Consider the following 14,725-nt stretch of genomic DNA (forward strand, 5'->3'; position numbering starts at 1 on the left):
GCGCTTGTGTCAGCGTGAGCCCCGCGTTCCGCGCCGGCACCACGATTGAAACCAAGGGATTATCCGCCACGCCGTCTTACCCGCGCCTGGTTCGGAGGTAGAACAGGATTCCCGAAGCATAGCCGGCGATTTCCTGCCAAAGGAAATGGTCCTCAGGGACCCTGCGTCCAAGCAGCCTCCTGCGAACCCTGCCAAGGTACCAAAGTGGCTTCCATTTGAGAACCTGCGTCAAATTCGCCTTGACGCCGGTCCGTTCGTGCTGGACGAGCAACGCCGCTGAGTGACCGCGCATGTAGGCGTAGATTTGCTTGGCCAAGCCTTCCATGGTCCGCCTGTGGAAATGGAACGTGACGGAGGTGGGCTGGTAACGGCAGTCATATCCATTGGCGAGCAGCCGGTACCAATATTCGGAATCGCCCGAACATCCGGCCTGACCGACGTCGAGGCGCTCGTCGAACAACCCGGCATGGTCGAACACGTCGCGCCGGAACGCCATGCTGGCGCCGGCCCCGATTTTCCAGGCTGGGAACACCTCGTGCCTGCTGGCGGCAAAATCGGCCGCGCGGAAAATTCGAGGTGTATAGCCCTGCCCGAAACTCCAGAATGTCTCGAAATAGCGCTGCGCTTTGGTGGCAAGCTCGGCGGGCAATACGAGACCCGTCACCGCGCCGATCGAGGGGCTGTCGAATGCCGTGACCAGCCGCTCAAGCCATTGCGGATGAAGCAGAACGTCATCATCAGTGTATGCAACGATCTGCGAGGTTGCACGCAAGGCTCCCCGGTTGCGGGCTATATCCAGGCCAGGTCGATCCTCGCGCACATAGATTGCGCCGGCAGCGAGCGCTACCTCGCGCGTTTCGCTGCCTCTCGATGCGTTGTCGACCACAATGATCTCTTCAGGCGGGAAGGTTTGCCGAGGAAGCGAGGCGAGGCAACGCCGCAATTCGTTCGGCCTGTCGCGCGTGCAGATGACCACGCTGGCGCTCGGCAGGTCCAGAACCGGTGCAATCAGGCTTGAGTCTCGAGCGGTCGCCATTGGGGCAATGCGGCACTCGCCGTCGCTCGCCCTGAGCAAATGCCCGACCGGCACTCCGCCGCGCCACAAGACGATCATGCCGGCATCGCAGCCTTCGGGAGCATCTTGGATGTCCAAATCCACATGGCGGACACCCGCGCAGCCTTCCACGCCAAACACCTCGCGCAGTTCCGCTTCCAGCATATTCACGTGCCCGTCTGGGGTGGCTGACATCTTCACCAGCTAATTTCGCCGTAAACAGGCCGAAACTCGGCGTCCGTGCGTAGCATCCGTTTCATGCCAACCTTGATCCAGCGAGGAACCAGCCTGGCCCGGCAATATGCGTTTACCATGTCGGGCAAACACGAAATCGTCGTGCGCGGGTCCAGGGTGACTGACGTCTTCAACAGGCTGCCGGCCGCGCGAAACCGCCCCTCAATCAAAGCTCTTGTGGCAAGCCATTGGATCATGTCGACCAGATGGGCATCGAGATCGCTTTCGAATTGCGGATATTTTCGACGAAACTCGGCAAGGACAATTTCACAGGAACGAAGCATCTGCATGACATCGCTCGACATGTTGAAATTCGTCATCCGGTAACCCACGAGGTATTGGGGCACGACGCGGAACTCGTAACTTTCCGCTATTCTCAGACACATCAGAAGGTCCTCGCAGCCTTGTGCGCTCCTGGCTCGCAGCGACGGATCGAATTGTCCGGCTCGCTCGAATGCGGAGCGGCGGACAAGCATCGAACTTCCGTTACCGACAAAATTTTGTCTGCACATGCGCTGGAGAACGTGACCTTGGGCATCGGGCTGATTGTGCAGCGAGAATACCCGATCGTCCTCGTCGATATGCGCAAACCAACAATAGGCCAGGCCTGCTGACGAGCCACCGTCCCTCAAGGTGCCCAACTGAAGTGCTATTTTGGATGGGGCCCAAAGATCATCCGCGTCGACAAACGCCAGAAACTCTGCGTCAGTAGAAGCGGCACCGCTGTTGCGAGCTTGCGCGACACCGCCATTTGACTGCCCTATGAGGCGTATGCGCCGATCCCTCTCGGCGCAGGAGGCCACGATCGATGCGGACCCGTCCGTCGATCCATCGTCGACCACGACGATGTCCAATGTCCGGTAGGTCTGCCGGCAGATGCTGGTCAGGGTAGAGCGAATGGTTCGCTCGGCATTGAACATCGGCACCACGACGCCAACTGTGGCTTTGTCCGAGATCATCGGGACTTCGTTTTCTCCGCAAGGGTTGAAAAATTATGCGGGCATGGTCGTCGGTACCGCTCTCGTCAAAGATCGGGGCGAATTCGCGGCGAAACCGCCAGTCCATTAGCTTTTCCTTAACAAGCCAGTCAACCGGAAGGCTCCGGTCGCCGAGTCCTGACCGGTAGCGAAGGCCGTTCTAAAAAGTCGCTAGGTGTTTATCTCGCCAAGGCAGGGCCTCAAAAGCGACGCGCTCAAGCCAAGTCAGCGCGCGACGCGATGACCTATGTCCAAACGCGGCCAGGCTCGGCCCTATTGTCCGATCAACGTCAAGCCAAACAGGACGGCTAGCCACAGGCCTGTCGCCGCCACCGCCAGCCGGGGCAAGATGCCCTCGCTGGTCAGGCGCATGAACAGAGTGGCGATGATCGCGGCCTTGGCCGCGGCGATCATCAGGTTGAGCGCGGAGTTCAATCCGCCGAGGTCGAGGAACGACGAGCCCACCGTCAATGCCAGCAAGGCCAGCAGCCCGAGATAAGCGACTATAAGTGTGCGGATGTGGCTCATCGGTTGATCAGATAGAGAACGGGAAACAGGAAGACCCAGACGATATCGACGAAATGCCAGTAAAGCCCGATTGCCTGGACACGATGGATGCGGCTGGCCTCCGTGGTTCCTGGCCAAAGCAGCAGCATGCCGGCGATCACGGCGATGCCACATATCAGGTGCAGCGCATGCAGCGATGTCATGGCGAAATAAAGCGCGAAGAAGAACTCGGCGTGGGTCGGATCGGGGCCTGTGAAACTGAACGGCGCACCAAGAACCGGCGCCAGGCCCTCCTTGAATTCCCTGCCGTACTCGACGGCCTTGACGAATAGAAAAACAATTCCAAGCAGGCTCGTGCAGATCAACGCCCAGACAGCCGGGCGCCAACGCCGGCTGGCCGTGAACATGTGAGCAAGCACCATTGCAAAGCTGCTGGTCAAAAGAACGGCCGTGTTCAGCGTGCCGAGCGGCAGCGACAGGCGTTGTGAAGCAGCGGCAAAAGCCGTGCCGTAGCTGATCCTTGCGATCAGGAAAACCAGCAGGATCGCGCCGAACAGCATCGCCTCGGACCCGATGAACACCCACATGCCGAACGTGTCGGCGGCCTTCTCGCGGGCCTTTGTATCGAAGGCGACACTTTCGGTGGATGCACGCATCAGGCTTCGTCCTTGTGCGGACTGAACGTCTCGTGCTGCAACCCCTTCATCGCATAGTCATAAGCGGGCCGGCTGACGCTCGGCATGGTATCGAAATTATGCGGTGGCGGTGGTGAAGCCGTCTGCCATTCGAGCCCGGTCGCGCCCCACGGATTGGCGGGCGCTCGCGCACCTCGAAACATCGACCAGCCGAGATAGAACAACGGCATCAGGTAGCCAAACGCCAGCACCACCGCGCCGGCCGACGACAGGACATGCCAGAATTGAAATTCGGGCGGATAGGTGTGATAGCGCCGCGGCATGCCGATAAAACCGAGCACGAATTGCGGGAAGAAGGTCAGGTTGAAGCCGAGGAAGGTGACGGTCGCCGCGATCCGCCCCCACGTCTCGGAATACATGCGGCCGGTCAGTTTCGGCCACCAGAAATGCAGCCCGGCCATGTAGGCGGTCACCATGCCGCCAACCATGATGTAGTGGAAATGCGCCACGACGAAGTAGGTGTCGTGGACGTGGACATCGATGGCGAGGGCCGCCAGGAACAGACCAGCCAGCCCGCCGAAGGTGAACAGCGCCAGGAAGAACAGCGCGTAAAGCATCGGCGTCTCGAAGGTGATCTCGCCCTTGCGCAGCGTCAGGCTCCAGTTGAACACTTTTATGGCTGAGGGGATGGCGACGCAGAACGACAGGAAAGAGAACAGCACCCCGGCATAGGCCGATTGGCCGGAGACGAACATGTGGTGGCCCCAGACGAGGAAGCCGAACACCGCGATTGCCATCGAGGACAGGGCAACGGCCTTGTAGCCGAACAGCGGCCGGCGGCTGAAGCAGGGCAGCACCTCCGAGACCACGCCCATGCCTGGCAAAATCATGATGTAGACGGCCGGATGCGAGTAGAACCAGAACAGGTGCTGGAACAGCAGCGGGTCGCCGCCGAGCGCCGGGTTGAAGATGCCGATGCCGAACACCCGTTCAAGCACGATCAGGATCAGCGAGGCGGCCAGCACGGGCGTTGCCAGCACCATCACCAGGGCGGTGGCGTACATCGTCCAGACGAAGATCGGCAGCCGGAACCAGGTCAATCCCGGCGCGCGCAGCGTGTGGATGGTGACGATGAAATTGATGCCGGTCATGATCGTCGAGAAACCGACGATAAAGACGCCAAGGGCCGCCATCGAGACGAAGCCGTTGGCGTAGAGCGTCGAGAGCGGCGTGTAGAACGTCCAGCCCGTGTCGACGCCGCCGGCGAGCACCGAGGCCAGGGCAAAGGCACTGCCGAGGATGAACACATACCAGCTGGCGAGGTTGAGGCGCGGAAAGGCGAGATCGCGCGCGCCGATCATCAGTGGCAAAAGGAAATTGCCTAATGTCGCCGGGATCGACGGCACCAGGAAAAACCACACCATGATGATGCCGTGCAGGGAGAACAATCGGTTGTAGGTGTCGTCGGAGACGAGGTCGCCGGCAGGCGTGGCAAGTTCCACGCGCATCAGCACGGCAAAGGCGCCGCCGAGGAAGAAGAAAGCCGTAAGCGACATCAAATAGAGCCAGGCGACGCGCTTGTGGTCGGTGGTCAACAGCCATGCGGCGGGACCGGCGCCCTCGCCAAGATAGCTCGAAGGCCTCAGCGCTTCGGTGCTCATTGGGTCGCCTCGTTCCTGGTTGCCGCCCGCGGTGAAAGCGATTTGAGATAGGCGAGCAGCATCTGCATCTCGCCCTCGTCGACAATTCCATCGAAGCTCGGCATCACCGGATCGTAACCGGCGGCGATTTCCTTCTTCGGCTCGATGATGGAATCGCGCAGATAGCGTTCGTCGGCGACGACTGTCTGCTGGTTCTCCAACGCCACCGGCCGTCCGAAGATGCCGGCAAGATCCGGAGCCCTCACCTTGCTGGACTTTTCATGGCAGCCGGAACAGCCGAGCGCCCGAAACAGTTTTTCACCATCGGCCGCGAGCGTGTCGCCCTTGCCCTGGTTTCCCAGCCACGCCGCATAGTCTTCCGGCGGCATCGCCGTTACCCAGCCACCCATTTCCGAATGCTGCGTGCCGCAATATTGCGCGCAGAACAGATGATAGCGCCCGGGCTCGTCAGCTATGAACCAGACATGGGTGGTGCGCCCCGGCACGGCGTCCTGCTTGACCCGGAAGGCCGGCACGAAGAACGAGTGGATGACATCCTGCGATGCCAGCGAGACGATCACCGTCTTTCCGACCGGCACATGCAGTTCGTTGATCTCGCGCTGGCCGCCGGGATGGCGGAACTCCCACATCCATTGCTTGCCGAGGCCGGCGATTTCGAGCGCGTCGAGCGGCGGATGTTCGCGGCGCAGGAACAGCACGGCGCCCCACCCGAAGATGACGAAGGCGATCAGCAGGCTCGCTACTGTCCAGGCCACTTCCAGGGGCAGGCTGCGCGCGCGCTCGCCGGTTCGTTCCGCCTTGGAGCCGGCGCGATATTTGATGGCATAGAAGACGACGAGGCTGGCCAGGAATATCCCCAAGGCCGCGGTGAATGCCAGCAAGGTGTAAAACAACATGTCGACGCCGCCGGCGATCGACGAGGCCTCGGGTGGCGTGAAGGGGATGCCGAAGCTCAAACCCGCCTCCCCCGCGTCAGCATGAAAAGGCTCGCACAGAGCCCCAGCAGCGTTGCCAGCCCCGCTATCTTCAGAACCGCCTGTATCGTCGAGGTGTACTGCCCTTTGGAGCTATCGAAGCCGGCGCAGAGCAGGAAGACATGGTCGGTGATCGATCCCAGCCGCCCCGCCGACGCCTCGACCAGAGCAAGCCTCAAATCGCGCGGCTCGAAAGTCAGCGCCGGCAGCACCTGTGCGATCCGCCCTTGCGGCGTCAGCGCGATGACGGCGATCGGATGGACGTATTGGGCAATGCGGTCACGCCGGTCGAAGGTAATGCCGGCCTCCGATGCAAGGTCGGCACCGCCGCCATCGGCACTGGTCAGAAAACGCCAGGCTGACAAGCCGGCTTCACCGGCGGACCGCGCGACCTCGCTCCGGACGGAGGCCGCGTCTGCAACCGCCTCGGAAGGATCTATCGAGACGAAAAGCGCGTGATAGGTCGAAGGATCCAGGCCGGTCTTGTTCAGATCCGAGGCCACCGCCTGCTGTGTGACACCGCACAAATTGGGACACTTGTCATAGCCGAAGATGACGAGCGCCGGCCGACCGCCGAGGATGGCAGACAACGGCGCCAGCTTGCCGGAGCTATCTCTGAAAACCCGGTCGAGATCGAGCTGGGCGCCGATTTGCGGATCGAAAGACGGCCGCGCCGAAGCGCTGGCGGCAGCTGGAAGAAGCAACAAAAATACCAGCAGCCCCAAACGCGTCATGGGCTCGCCCCCGGAGCCGGTGCGGCTTGGCTCGGCTGTGGCGCCTTGTCGTTTGGCTGTGCGGTGAATGATCCGGCGTGGCAATCGCTGGCCTGTGGCGCGCGGGGGACCTGGCCTTCGAGCAAGCCGCAATCCTGACCTGGCGAAGCGGCCGCGCCTGCCCAGTCCGGCAGACCTTGCGCTGCAACCAGCTTCATCGCGTCTTGGATTGGAATGCGCGCTATGCCGGCACCGCGATCAACCCAGGCAAGCCTGCCGAGTTCCTCATCTTCCCGCTTGCGGAACGCCGCGAGGTCGGCTCCCGCGAAGCGTTGTAATGCGGGACCTGCTTGGCTGGTCTTCTCGGCATTCACCAAGGGCCAGTATGGCGCCGTGTCGAAAATCAGCTTCAGCGCCAGCGCCGCAAGCGCCAGGAAGACCAGCAGGGCGACCCCGAAGAGCAGCAGGGCGCGTGGCCAGACATCACGCGTTTCAGGATGCGAGGCCTTAGCCACGGACCAGCCTCCTGCGCCGCACAGCAATGCGATCCGGCCTCGCCCAGAGATAGAGGAAAAACGCACACCACGCGCCCCCCGCCCCTGCAAACGCCGCCAGGTCCGGCCAGGACACCTGCGCACCGGCTGCCGACAGCGACGGGCGAACGCGCCAGACGACGTCAAGGAAATGTCCGGCAAGAACGACCGCGCCAAGCCCCAGCAGGCCGCGATGGCTGCGCTTGACCGAGCGTATGAGGAAGGCGAAGAACGGCACCACGAACTGCAGCGCGATCAGCAGCCAGAGCAGATATTGCCAGCCGTTCCGGCCACGAAGAACGTACCAGTGGATTTCTTCCGGCAGGTCGCCGGCCCAGACGATCAGCCACTGCATGAAGGACAGGTCCGTCCACATCAGCATGAAGCCGAACAGCATGTTGGCGACGTCCTCGCCAAGCGCCACGTCCTCCTCGCCACCGGGCATCGTCTCGATCGCGCGGCTGGCTGCCAACACCACCAGAGCCAATGCACACGCGCCGACGACTTCGGCAGCGGCTTCGAGCAGCGCGTAGATGGTCGACGTGAACTCCGGCTCGATTGACAGCATCCAGTCGATGGCAAGCGCTGTTGCTGCCAGGCCGTGGACGATGAGTCCGATCGCATAGCCGGTAGTGGTCCCCTGTCTCGATCTGTCGCCCTCAGGCGCTGTCCAGCCGACGACGAGCCAAGCGAGCACCAGCCACGCCAGTGCACACGCCAGGAAACGACCGATGAAGAATGGCACGTTGAGATAGGCAAGTTTTTGCCGCACCGCTTCCGGCAGCATCGCAGGGTCCGCTCCCACCCAGGGAAAGACCAGATCGAGCCGGGTGAGGACAGGTAGAAACAACAACAGCCCCACAGGCAGTGTCGCGACCATGGCGCGCAGGGGCGGACGCAGCGCGTCGCCCCAGCGGCCGCCGGTCAGGCCATGGACCATCAGGACAGTCATCGCGCCAAGCGGAAATCCGAGCAGGAACAGCGCTGTCGTCAGCCAACCGGCAAGCGTTGCCCGCGGATTCAGGAAAAGGCCGACGCCGCAAAGCAAAAATCCCGCCGCAGCCACAGCAATCGTCGGAGCTGAAAGACCATCGGGCCATGCGAAACGCCTCATCGCGCGGCCTCCGCATCTAGTTTCGCGCGAAGCGTATCCGGCAGCGCCGTGCCAGGTGCATAGCGTGAATATTGCAAGGCCCTGATATAGGCGACGATCGCCCATCGATCCGTCGATGGCACCCGCGCGGCATAGGAATACATCGCGCCATAGCCGTTGGTGATCACGTCGTAGAAATGGCGATCGGATGCCTTGCGCAGCGCGTCCTGATGATAGCTCGGCGGCGCCGGGAAACCGCGCTGGACCACCATCCCATGACCGTCGCCGGTGCGGCCATGGCAGGGCGAGCAGAAGATGTCGAAGCGTTGCTGCCCGCGCTGGAGAAGCGCTGTGGTGACCGGGTACGGAAATCTGTCCGGCGTTGCCGCGAGGTCGGTGTCGCGCGCCACGCTGCCATCGACCGGCGTCCGGGCCGACATGCCGTCGGCGAATTGCTTGCTGGCCTCGAGCGGATTGTAGCGTGGCTGGTCGGCCATGTCCTGTTTGCAGCCAGCGAGCAGCAGGATGAATGGCAAGAGCGGCGTCCGCCATCTCATGCCTCCACATCCTCGACTGTCTCCGCGCCAAGCCGGGTCAGCTGCCGCCTGGTGATGCCCTTGCGGTATTTCGGATCGGCGGCTTCGACGAGAAGGTAGAACTTGCCGCCCTGCGCGTAGGTGAAAGTTTTGGCGTTGAACACCGGATGGTAATATTGCGGCAAACCGTTCGCGCGGAGCATGCCGACGAAGCCGGCCAGAGCCGCGCCCAGTATGGCTGCCTCGAAGGCGATCACCATGAAAGGCGGCCAGGAATGCAGCGGCCGGCCGCCGACATTGACGGGATAGTCGATCTCGACCGAATAGAGGATCAGTGCATAAACCAGCAGCCCGCCGGCAATGCCGCCCGCCAGCACCGCCCATGGCAGCCGCGTCCTTGGCATGCCCAAAATTTCGGCAAGGCCGCGCACCTCGAAGGGCGAGAACGCATCCATGCGCCGGTAACCCTTGTCGCGCATCGTGCGCGCCGCCTGCGTCAGCGCATCGGGATCGGCGAATGCCGCGATGACGCCATGGAGGCTCATGCGGCCCCGCTTTTCTCTTCGACCAATTCCTCGACCTCGAAGATGGTGATCGCCGGCAGGATGCGGATGAAGAGGAAGACCAGCGCGAAGAAGGTACCGATCGAACCGAACAGGATGCCGAAATCGAGCCAGGTCAGCGACTGCTCGCCCCAGGACGACGGCAGGTAGTCACGGCTCGGACCGGTTACCACGATGACATAGCGCTCCAGCCACATGCCGATGTTGATGACCAATGCGATTGAAAACAAAACCGGCATGTTGAGCCGCACGCGGCGCAGCCAGAGCAGCTGCAGCACGATGCAATTGCAAAACAGCATGATCCAGAACAATGGCGCGTAAGGACCGACGGCGCGCTGGGCCATCATCGCGCGCTCATAGGGCTGCCCGGAATACCAGGCGAAGAATGCTTCCGACGCATAGCCGTAGATGACGATCATGCCGGCCGCGATCATCAGCTTGGCGGCGTTCTCCATGTGGCGCAATGTGATCAGGTCTTCGACCGCGAAGGCCCAGCGCAAGGGAATGGCGATGGTCAGCACCATGGCAAAGCCGGAGAGCAGCGCGCCGGCGACGAAGTAAGGCGGGAAGATCGTCGAGTGATAGCCCGGCGTGATGGCATAGGTGAAATCGAGCGCGACGATCGAATGCACCGACACGACGAGCGGTGCGGCAAGGGCCGCCATCAGGAAATAGACGGTCCGATAGCGTGCCCAATGGTAGGCCGAGCCGCGCCAGCCAAGCGCCAGGATGCCGTAGAAGAGTTGGCCGGCGCGCGATCTGGCGCGGTCGCGCAGCACGCCGAGATCCGGCAGCAGTCCCATGTACCAGAACAGCAGCGACACGCTGGCGTAGGCGGAAATCGCGGCAAAATCCCAGACCAGCGGGCTGCGCCATTGTGGCCAATGCATATGGGTGTTGGGCAGGGGCAGCAGCCAGTAGAAGAACCATGGCCGGCCGAGATGCAGGATCGGGTAGAGCCCGGCCATTGCCACGGCAAACAGCGTCATCGCCTCGGCGAAGCGGTTGATCGAGGCACGCCAGGGCTGGCGCAGCAAAAGCAGCACCGCCGAGATCAGCGTGCCGGCATGGCCGATGCCGATCCACCAGACGAAGCTGGAAATCATCGTGCCCCAGACGACAGGAATGTTGACGCCGTAAGCGCCCACGCCGACCGAGATCAGGTAGGTGATGGAATAGAGGAACAGCAGCACGAAGGCGAAGCAGACGAAGAACGCCGCCCAGAAGAAGCGCGGCAGCTTGCCTTGCAGGACGATCGCGCTGATACGGCCGCTGATCTCGGGAAAATCATGGCTCCCCCGCAGCACCGGCGCTTGCGGCTGGGCTTTTCCGGCTCTGACGGCGACCGCTTCAGCCATCGCCGGTCCCTGTGCCTGGCTTGCCGCCGATCCCGGCGTTCGGATTGGTGATCTTGCCGAGATAGGTGGTGCGCGGCCGCGTGTTCAGCTCTTCGAGCAGGGCATAGTTATGCGGCGCGGCTTTCTCGCGCGATACCTGAGAACCCTTCCTGTTGAGGTCCCCAAAGATGATGGCCTGTGTCGGGCATGCCTGCTGGCAAGCGGTGACGACTTCGCCATCGGCGATTTCGCGGTTCTCGATCTGCGCGCGGATGCGCTTTTCGGCAACGCGCTGGACGCAATAAGTGCATTTTTCCATGACGCCGCGCGAGCGCACGGTGACGTCAGGATTATGCACGGCCTGCTGTGGCCCGGCACTGTCCTTGTCGAACTCCTGGTACTCGAGGAAATTGAAGCGGCGCACCTTGTAAGGGCAGTTCTGCGAACAGTAGCGCGTGCCGATGCAGCGGTTGTAGACCTGCGCGTTCAGGCCGTCATGGGTGTGGATCGTCGCGTTGACCGGACAGACCGCCTCGCAGGGCGCCTTCTCGCAATGCATGCAAGGCACGGGTTGGAAGAAGGTGTCGGGGTCGTCGACCGCGCCGGCGTAGTAACGGTCGATGCGCAGCCAATGCATTTCGTGACCGCGGGCGGCTTCATCCGGTCCGACGGTCGCGATGTTGTTCTCGGCCTGGCAGGCCGATACGCAAGCCATGCAGCCGATGCAGGCCGAGAGGTCGATCGACATGCCCCAGGCTTCCTGGTCGTAGGTCCAGTCGCGGTACAGCGATTCCGTCGGCGCCGGCAGCACACCGTCACGCACGAAATGCGGATCTTGCCTGAAGGCGTCGAGCGTAGCGTGCCGCACGATCGCCCTGCCCTCCATCGCCTGGTGGTGCTGGGTCGTCACCACCCGCGCCGAGCCGTCGCGGGCGGTCAACACGAGGCCATCGGCAAACCACGGAGCCTCTGTGGTACGCAGGATGAAGGCATCGTAGCCACCGGACAACGCGGCGACCGAACCGATCTTGCGCCCGAACCCGAGCGACAGCGTCACCGTGTCGTCAGGCTGTCCGGGCATGATCCAGGCCGGCGCGTCGAGATCCTTGCCGCCTCGCGCCAGATTGACCATCTGCCCGTTTTCGAGCCCCAGGCGCTGTGCGGTCGCGGGCGAGATCAGGGCCGCATTGCCCCAGACGAGCTTGCTCAGCGGGCGGGGCAACTCCTGCAGCCACGGCGAATTGGCGTTGCGGCCGTCGCGAAGCCAGGGATCGGCCTCGAAGCGAACCTCCAGCCGATTGGCAACAGGAGCATGCGGCGTGGGATCGCCGATATCCGCCGGCATCGAGACGACGACAGGAGCAGTGACGCTGTTCGGCACGACGCCATCGCGCAATGCCTTTCGCCAGCCTGCCTCGTCCATGTCAGCCCATGTCGGGCGCACCAGGGCTTGCATATCGGCATCGAACTCACCGCCGAGCGCCGCCAGCAGTTGATGCAGGCTCCTGCCTCCGAACAGAGGCTGGATCAGCGGCTGCACGATCGAGGCCGTGCCGTCATAGGCACGGATGTCGCTCCAGCTCTCCAACTCGTGCGCGGCGGGAATGTGCCACTGCGCCAGAAATGCGGTCTCGTCGCGATAGAGTCCCCAGTGGACGAGAAGCTTCAGCTTCGAAAAGGCGTTGCGCACATCGACGTCCGACGGCGCCGTGTGCAAGGGATTGGAGCCGAGCACGATGGCGCTTTGGATCGATCCGCTCGTGATGGCCTGGCAAAGCGCGGCAAGATCGCTGTCGATCGGCATGGCGTGCGGCGGCTCGATGAAATCCAGCGTGTTGCCGACGGCTCCAAGCCTGGCATTCATGGCAAAGGCCACGGCATGCACGAACGGCGTCTGGTGCGCGCCAGACACCACCAGGGCATTGCGGCCGGCCTCGCGGAGATCGTCGACAAGCGCGTATTCCATGCCGAGCGACGGCAAACTCGCCGCATCGTGCCCGCCTTCGAGAGCTGCCTTGATCGCCGCCGCAATGCATTCCACCAGACTCGGTCTGACGGCACGGCGATGATCCGCCGCCGCACCCGTGATTGTGGGCGTCGACTCGACGACGTAGAGACGGTTCATCGTGTCCGTCGACTTGCGCACGCGCCGCCGCTGCGCGAAATCGCGGGCATAGGCCAGACGTCCCGGCCCTTCGCCGAGGAAATCGGCATCAAGGCTGACGATCACATCGGCGCGGTCGAAATGGTAGATCGGTGTCAGCGGCCTGCCGAACAGTTTGGCCGTTGCCTGCTCGTTCGCGCTGGCCGCAAGCGGATCGTGCCTGAAGACGCGAAGTTTGGGGTAGCGCTGCTTGAGCGATCCGATCTGCGCCTTGGTCGTCGGCGATGTTGTCGCCTCGATCAGCAGTGCCAAACCTTGCCCGCCCGAAGCGGCCAATCCGCCGGCAAGCTTCGCCATGTCTTTGAGAAAGTCGCCGTAACTCGCAGGCTCGCCTTGCCTGAGCGGGGTGCGAGACCGTTCGGGATCGAACAGCGACAGCACCGCCGCCTGCATGATGGCGTCGGTAGCGCCGCGCGAGGCCGGATGATCCGGATTGCCCTCGACCTTGGTCGGCCGCCCTTCATGGCTCTCGACAACCGCGCCGATGCCGTAGCCATCGCTGGAAAGGGCCGTCGCATAATAGAGCGGCTTTCCGGGAACAATGTCTTCCGGCTGGCGCACGTAAGGCACGATGCGTTCGGCCTCGCTGCAGGCGGTCAGACCGGCCAGCGAGAGTGACGCGCCCATCAGCTTCAACAAGGTGCGTCGGTCGAGGCCGAACGGCAGGCGTTCGGCGATGGCCGGAAATTCCGCCTCGACGAAGCGCCGGAACTCGGCCGTATCGGCCAGTTCATCCAGGCTCCGCCACGGCTCGCGTCCCGTCGCTGCCCGCCGCAATGCCGCCAGATCGGAGGCCGAGACTGGCTTGATGTCAGCGATGGCAGACATAGCAATCCGTCATCGTCTCGGGGTGGATATCAAGGATGCTGATCAGGGAACGCCTGACCTGTTCGATGTCCTGCGGCGGATTCCAGTGCAGCAGGAAAACGTCCTGCGGCGGACGGAGATTGGGGCCGGGATCGCGATGACAGCCCAGGCACCATTCCATCGACAAAGAATGCGCGCGCTGCATCAGCGGCATGTCGTCGACATCGCCGTGGCAGGTCTCGCAGGCGACGCCCTTGGCGATATGGATGGAGTGGTTGAAGTAGACGAAGTCCGGCACCGAATTGACGCGCTGCCATTGCAGCGGCCGTCCTGAGGCAAGGCTTGCGCGCACCGGCGCCAGCATGTCGGCATTGGTGAATATCTGCGAGTGGCAGGTCATGCACACCTCGGTCGCGGGCAACCCCGCGGACGCCGATGTCTCGACTCCATTGTGGCAATAGCGGCAGTCCAGCCCGATATCGCCGACATGATGCTTGTGACTGAATGGGACTGCCTGTGCCACGGGACGGCCAACACCGGTGATGAATCCCGAACGCAAAAGTGCCGTGCCGCCGATGGCTGCGAAAATCGCGAAGAAACAAAATCCCCACAATATGAAGCGGGCAATCCCGTTGGCATTGCTGGAAAAGACCTGCGGCATCCCCTCGCCGATTTGCATGGCTTTGGATCGAGCGCCTAACGGCGGCGATGCGACAAAGGTTCCGTCGGCGGGGACTACTCACAAAATGGTGACTCTCGAGCGTAGCCGAAAACCGCCGGGAATCGCAACCCTGCGCAATCCCCGGCGTTCGACATCATCATGATCGATGCCCCGCGGGAATGTTGCCATGAAGTCGGATGGGAACATAAACGCCGTACTTCGGTTAGACCGACAAACGCGCCACCAGAGAGGCGACAGCCATGAGACAGGACAAAG

Annotated in this window: 14 protein-coding genes; all 14 read right to left on the minus strand. The window is 62.7% G+C overall.

The features are described 5' to 3' along the window. Positions 1–76: 76 nt before the first annotated feature. The 14 genes from O7A60_RS26555 to O7A60_RS26620 all read right to left on the minus strand — a co-directional run bounded on the left by O7A60_RS26555 (position 77) and on the right by O7A60_RS26620 (position 14,467). Positions 77–1,249 (minus strand): glycosyltransferase family 2 protein, encoded by a 1,173-nt coding sequence (locus tag O7A60_RS26555; protein WP_337108706.1) that lies wholly within the window; start codon positions 1,247–1,249, stop codon positions 77–79. Between the two features lie 2 nt (positions 1,250–1,251). Beyond that, positions 1,252–2,247 (minus strand): glycosyltransferase family 2 protein, encoded by a 996-nt coding sequence (locus O7A60_RS26560; RefSeq protein WP_337108707.1) that lies wholly within the window; start codon positions 2,245–2,247, stop codon positions 1,252–1,254. A gap of 291 nt (positions 2,248–2,538) precedes the next feature. Continuing rightward, positions 2,539–2,793 carry a cytochrome C oxidase subunit IV family protein gene (locus O7A60_RS26565; RefSeq protein ID WP_337108708.1) on the minus strand — a complete coding sequence of 85 codons (255 nt, stop codon included), beginning with the start codon at positions 2,791–2,793 and terminating at the stop codon, positions 2,539–2,541. Beyond that, on the minus strand, positions 2,790–3,428 hold the full coding sequence (locus tag O7A60_RS26570; protein WP_337108709.1) for a cytochrome c oxidase subunit 3: 639 nt from the start codon (positions 3,426–3,428) through the stop codon (positions 2,790–2,792). Before O7A60_RS26570 ends, O7A60_RS26565 begins: the two co-directional genes overlap by 4 nt. After that, positions 3,428–5,068: a cytochrome c oxidase subunit I gene (gene ctaD, locus O7A60_RS26575; RefSeq protein ID WP_337108710.1), complete on the minus strand. Its 1,641-nt coding sequence runs from the start codon at positions 5,066–5,068 to the stop codon at positions 3,428–3,430. Before ctaD ends, O7A60_RS26570 begins: the two co-directional genes overlap by 1 nt. Continuing rightward, positions 5,065–6,024, minus strand: a complete 960-nt coding sequence (gene coxB, locus O7A60_RS26580; protein ID WP_337108711.1) for a cytochrome c oxidase subunit II — start codon at positions 6,022–6,024, stop codon at positions 5,065–5,067. The genes ctaD and coxB overlap by 4 nt, the downstream gene beginning before the upstream one ends. Next, on the minus strand, positions 6,021–6,776 hold the full coding sequence (locus tag O7A60_RS26585) for an SCO family protein (protein ID WP_337108712.1): 756 nt from the start codon (positions 6,774–6,776) through the stop codon (positions 6,021–6,023). Before O7A60_RS26585 ends, coxB begins: the two co-directional genes overlap by 4 nt. Then, complete coding sequence (locus O7A60_RS26590) at positions 6,773–7,270, minus strand: hypothetical protein (RefSeq protein ID WP_337108713.1); 498 nt, start codon at positions 7,268–7,270, stop codon at positions 6,773–6,775. The genes O7A60_RS26585 and O7A60_RS26590 overlap by 4 nt, the downstream gene beginning before the upstream one ends. Further along, positions 7,263–8,402 carry a hypothetical protein gene (locus O7A60_RS26595; protein WP_337108714.1) on the minus strand — a complete coding sequence of 380 codons (1,140 nt, stop codon included), beginning with the start codon at positions 8,400–8,402 and terminating at the stop codon, positions 7,263–7,265. The genes O7A60_RS26590 and O7A60_RS26595 overlap by 8 nt, the downstream gene beginning before the upstream one ends. Continuing rightward, a complete protein-coding gene (locus tag O7A60_RS26600; RefSeq protein ID WP_337108715.1) occupies positions 8,399–8,938 on the minus strand; it encodes a c-type cytochrome in 540 nt (179 codons plus the stop codon). Before O7A60_RS26600 ends, O7A60_RS26595 begins: the two co-directional genes overlap by 4 nt. After that, complete coding sequence (locus O7A60_RS26605; protein WP_337108716.1) at positions 8,935–9,462, minus strand: DUF3341 domain-containing protein; 528 nt, start codon at positions 9,460–9,462, stop codon at positions 8,935–8,937. The genes O7A60_RS26600 and O7A60_RS26605 overlap by 4 nt, the downstream gene beginning before the upstream one ends. Further along, entirely contained in the window at positions 9,459–10,838 is a 1,380-nt protein-coding gene (gene nrfD, locus O7A60_RS26610) for an NrfD/PsrC family molybdoenzyme membrane anchor subunit (RefSeq protein WP_337108717.1), read from the minus strand. Before nrfD ends, O7A60_RS26605 begins: the two co-directional genes overlap by 4 nt. Continuing rightward, the gene (locus O7A60_RS26615) at positions 10,831–13,809 is read right to left on the minus strand and encodes a TAT-variant-translocated molybdopterin oxidoreductase (protein WP_337108718.1); all 2,979 of its coding nucleotides are present in this window, start codon (positions 13,807–13,809) and stop codon (positions 10,831–10,833) included. The genes nrfD and O7A60_RS26615 overlap by 8 nt, the downstream gene beginning before the upstream one ends. After that, on the minus strand, positions 13,793–14,467 hold the full coding sequence (locus O7A60_RS26620; RefSeq protein WP_337108719.1) for a cytochrome c3 family protein: 675 nt from the start codon (positions 14,465–14,467) through the stop codon (positions 13,793–13,795). The genes O7A60_RS26615 and O7A60_RS26620 overlap by 17 nt, the downstream gene beginning before the upstream one ends. Positions 14,468–14,725 lie beyond the last annotated feature (258 nt).

It is taken from the genome of Mesorhizobium salmacidum (SeqCode), from assembly GCF_037179605.1.
GTDB lineage: Bacteria > Pseudomonadota > Alphaproteobacteria > Rhizobiales > Rhizobiaceae > Mesorhizobium > Mesorhizobium salmacidum.

Excerpts from the sequence above, each read along its gene's own strand:
- O7A60_RS26555 (WP_337108706.1), bottom strand. The coding sequence starts at position 1,249 with ATGTCAGCCACCCCAGACGGGCACGTGAATATGCTGGAAGCGGAACTG.
- O7A60_RS26560 (WP_337108707.1), bottom strand. The coding sequence starts at position 2,247 with ATGATCTCGGACAAAGCCACAGTTGGCGTCGTGGTGCCGATGTTCAAT.
- O7A60_RS26565 (WP_337108708.1), bottom strand. The coding sequence starts at position 2,793 with ATGAGCCACATCCGCACACTTATAGTCGCTTATCTCGGGCTGCTGGCC.
- O7A60_RS26570 (WP_337108709.1), bottom strand. The coding sequence starts at position 3,428 with ATGCGTGCATCCACCGAAAGTGTCGCCTTCGATACAAAGGCCCGCGAG.
- ctaD (WP_337108710.1), bottom strand. The coding sequence starts at position 5,068 with ATGAGCACCGAAGCGCTGAGGCCTTCGAGCTATCTTGGCGAGGGCGCC.
- O7A60_RS26585 (WP_337108712.1), bottom strand. The coding sequence starts at position 6,776 with ATGACGCGTTTGGGGCTGCTGGTATTTTTGTTGCTTCTTCCAGCTGCC.
- O7A60_RS26595 (WP_337108714.1), bottom strand. The coding sequence starts at position 8,402 with ATGAGGCGTTTCGCATGGCCCGATGGTCTTTCAGCTCCGACGATTGCT.
- O7A60_RS26600 (WP_337108715.1), bottom strand. The coding sequence starts at position 8,938 with ATGAGATGGCGGACGCCGCTCTTGCCATTCATCCTGCTGCTCGCTGGC.
- O7A60_RS26605 (WP_337108716.1), bottom strand. The coding sequence starts at position 9,462 with ATGAGCCTCCATGGCGTCATCGCGGCATTCGCCGATCCCGATGCGCTG.
- nrfD (WP_337108717.1), bottom strand. The coding sequence starts at position 10,838 with ATGGCTGAAGCGGTCGCCGTCAGAGCCGGAAAAGCCCAGCCGCAAGCG.
- O7A60_RS26615 (WP_337108718.1), bottom strand. The coding sequence starts at position 13,809 with ATGTCTGCCATCGCTGACATCAAGCCAGTCTCGGCCTCCGATCTGGCG.
- O7A60_RS26620 (WP_337108719.1), bottom strand. The coding sequence starts at position 14,467 with ATGCAAATCGGCGAGGGGATGCCGCAGGTCTTTTCCAGCAATGCCAAC.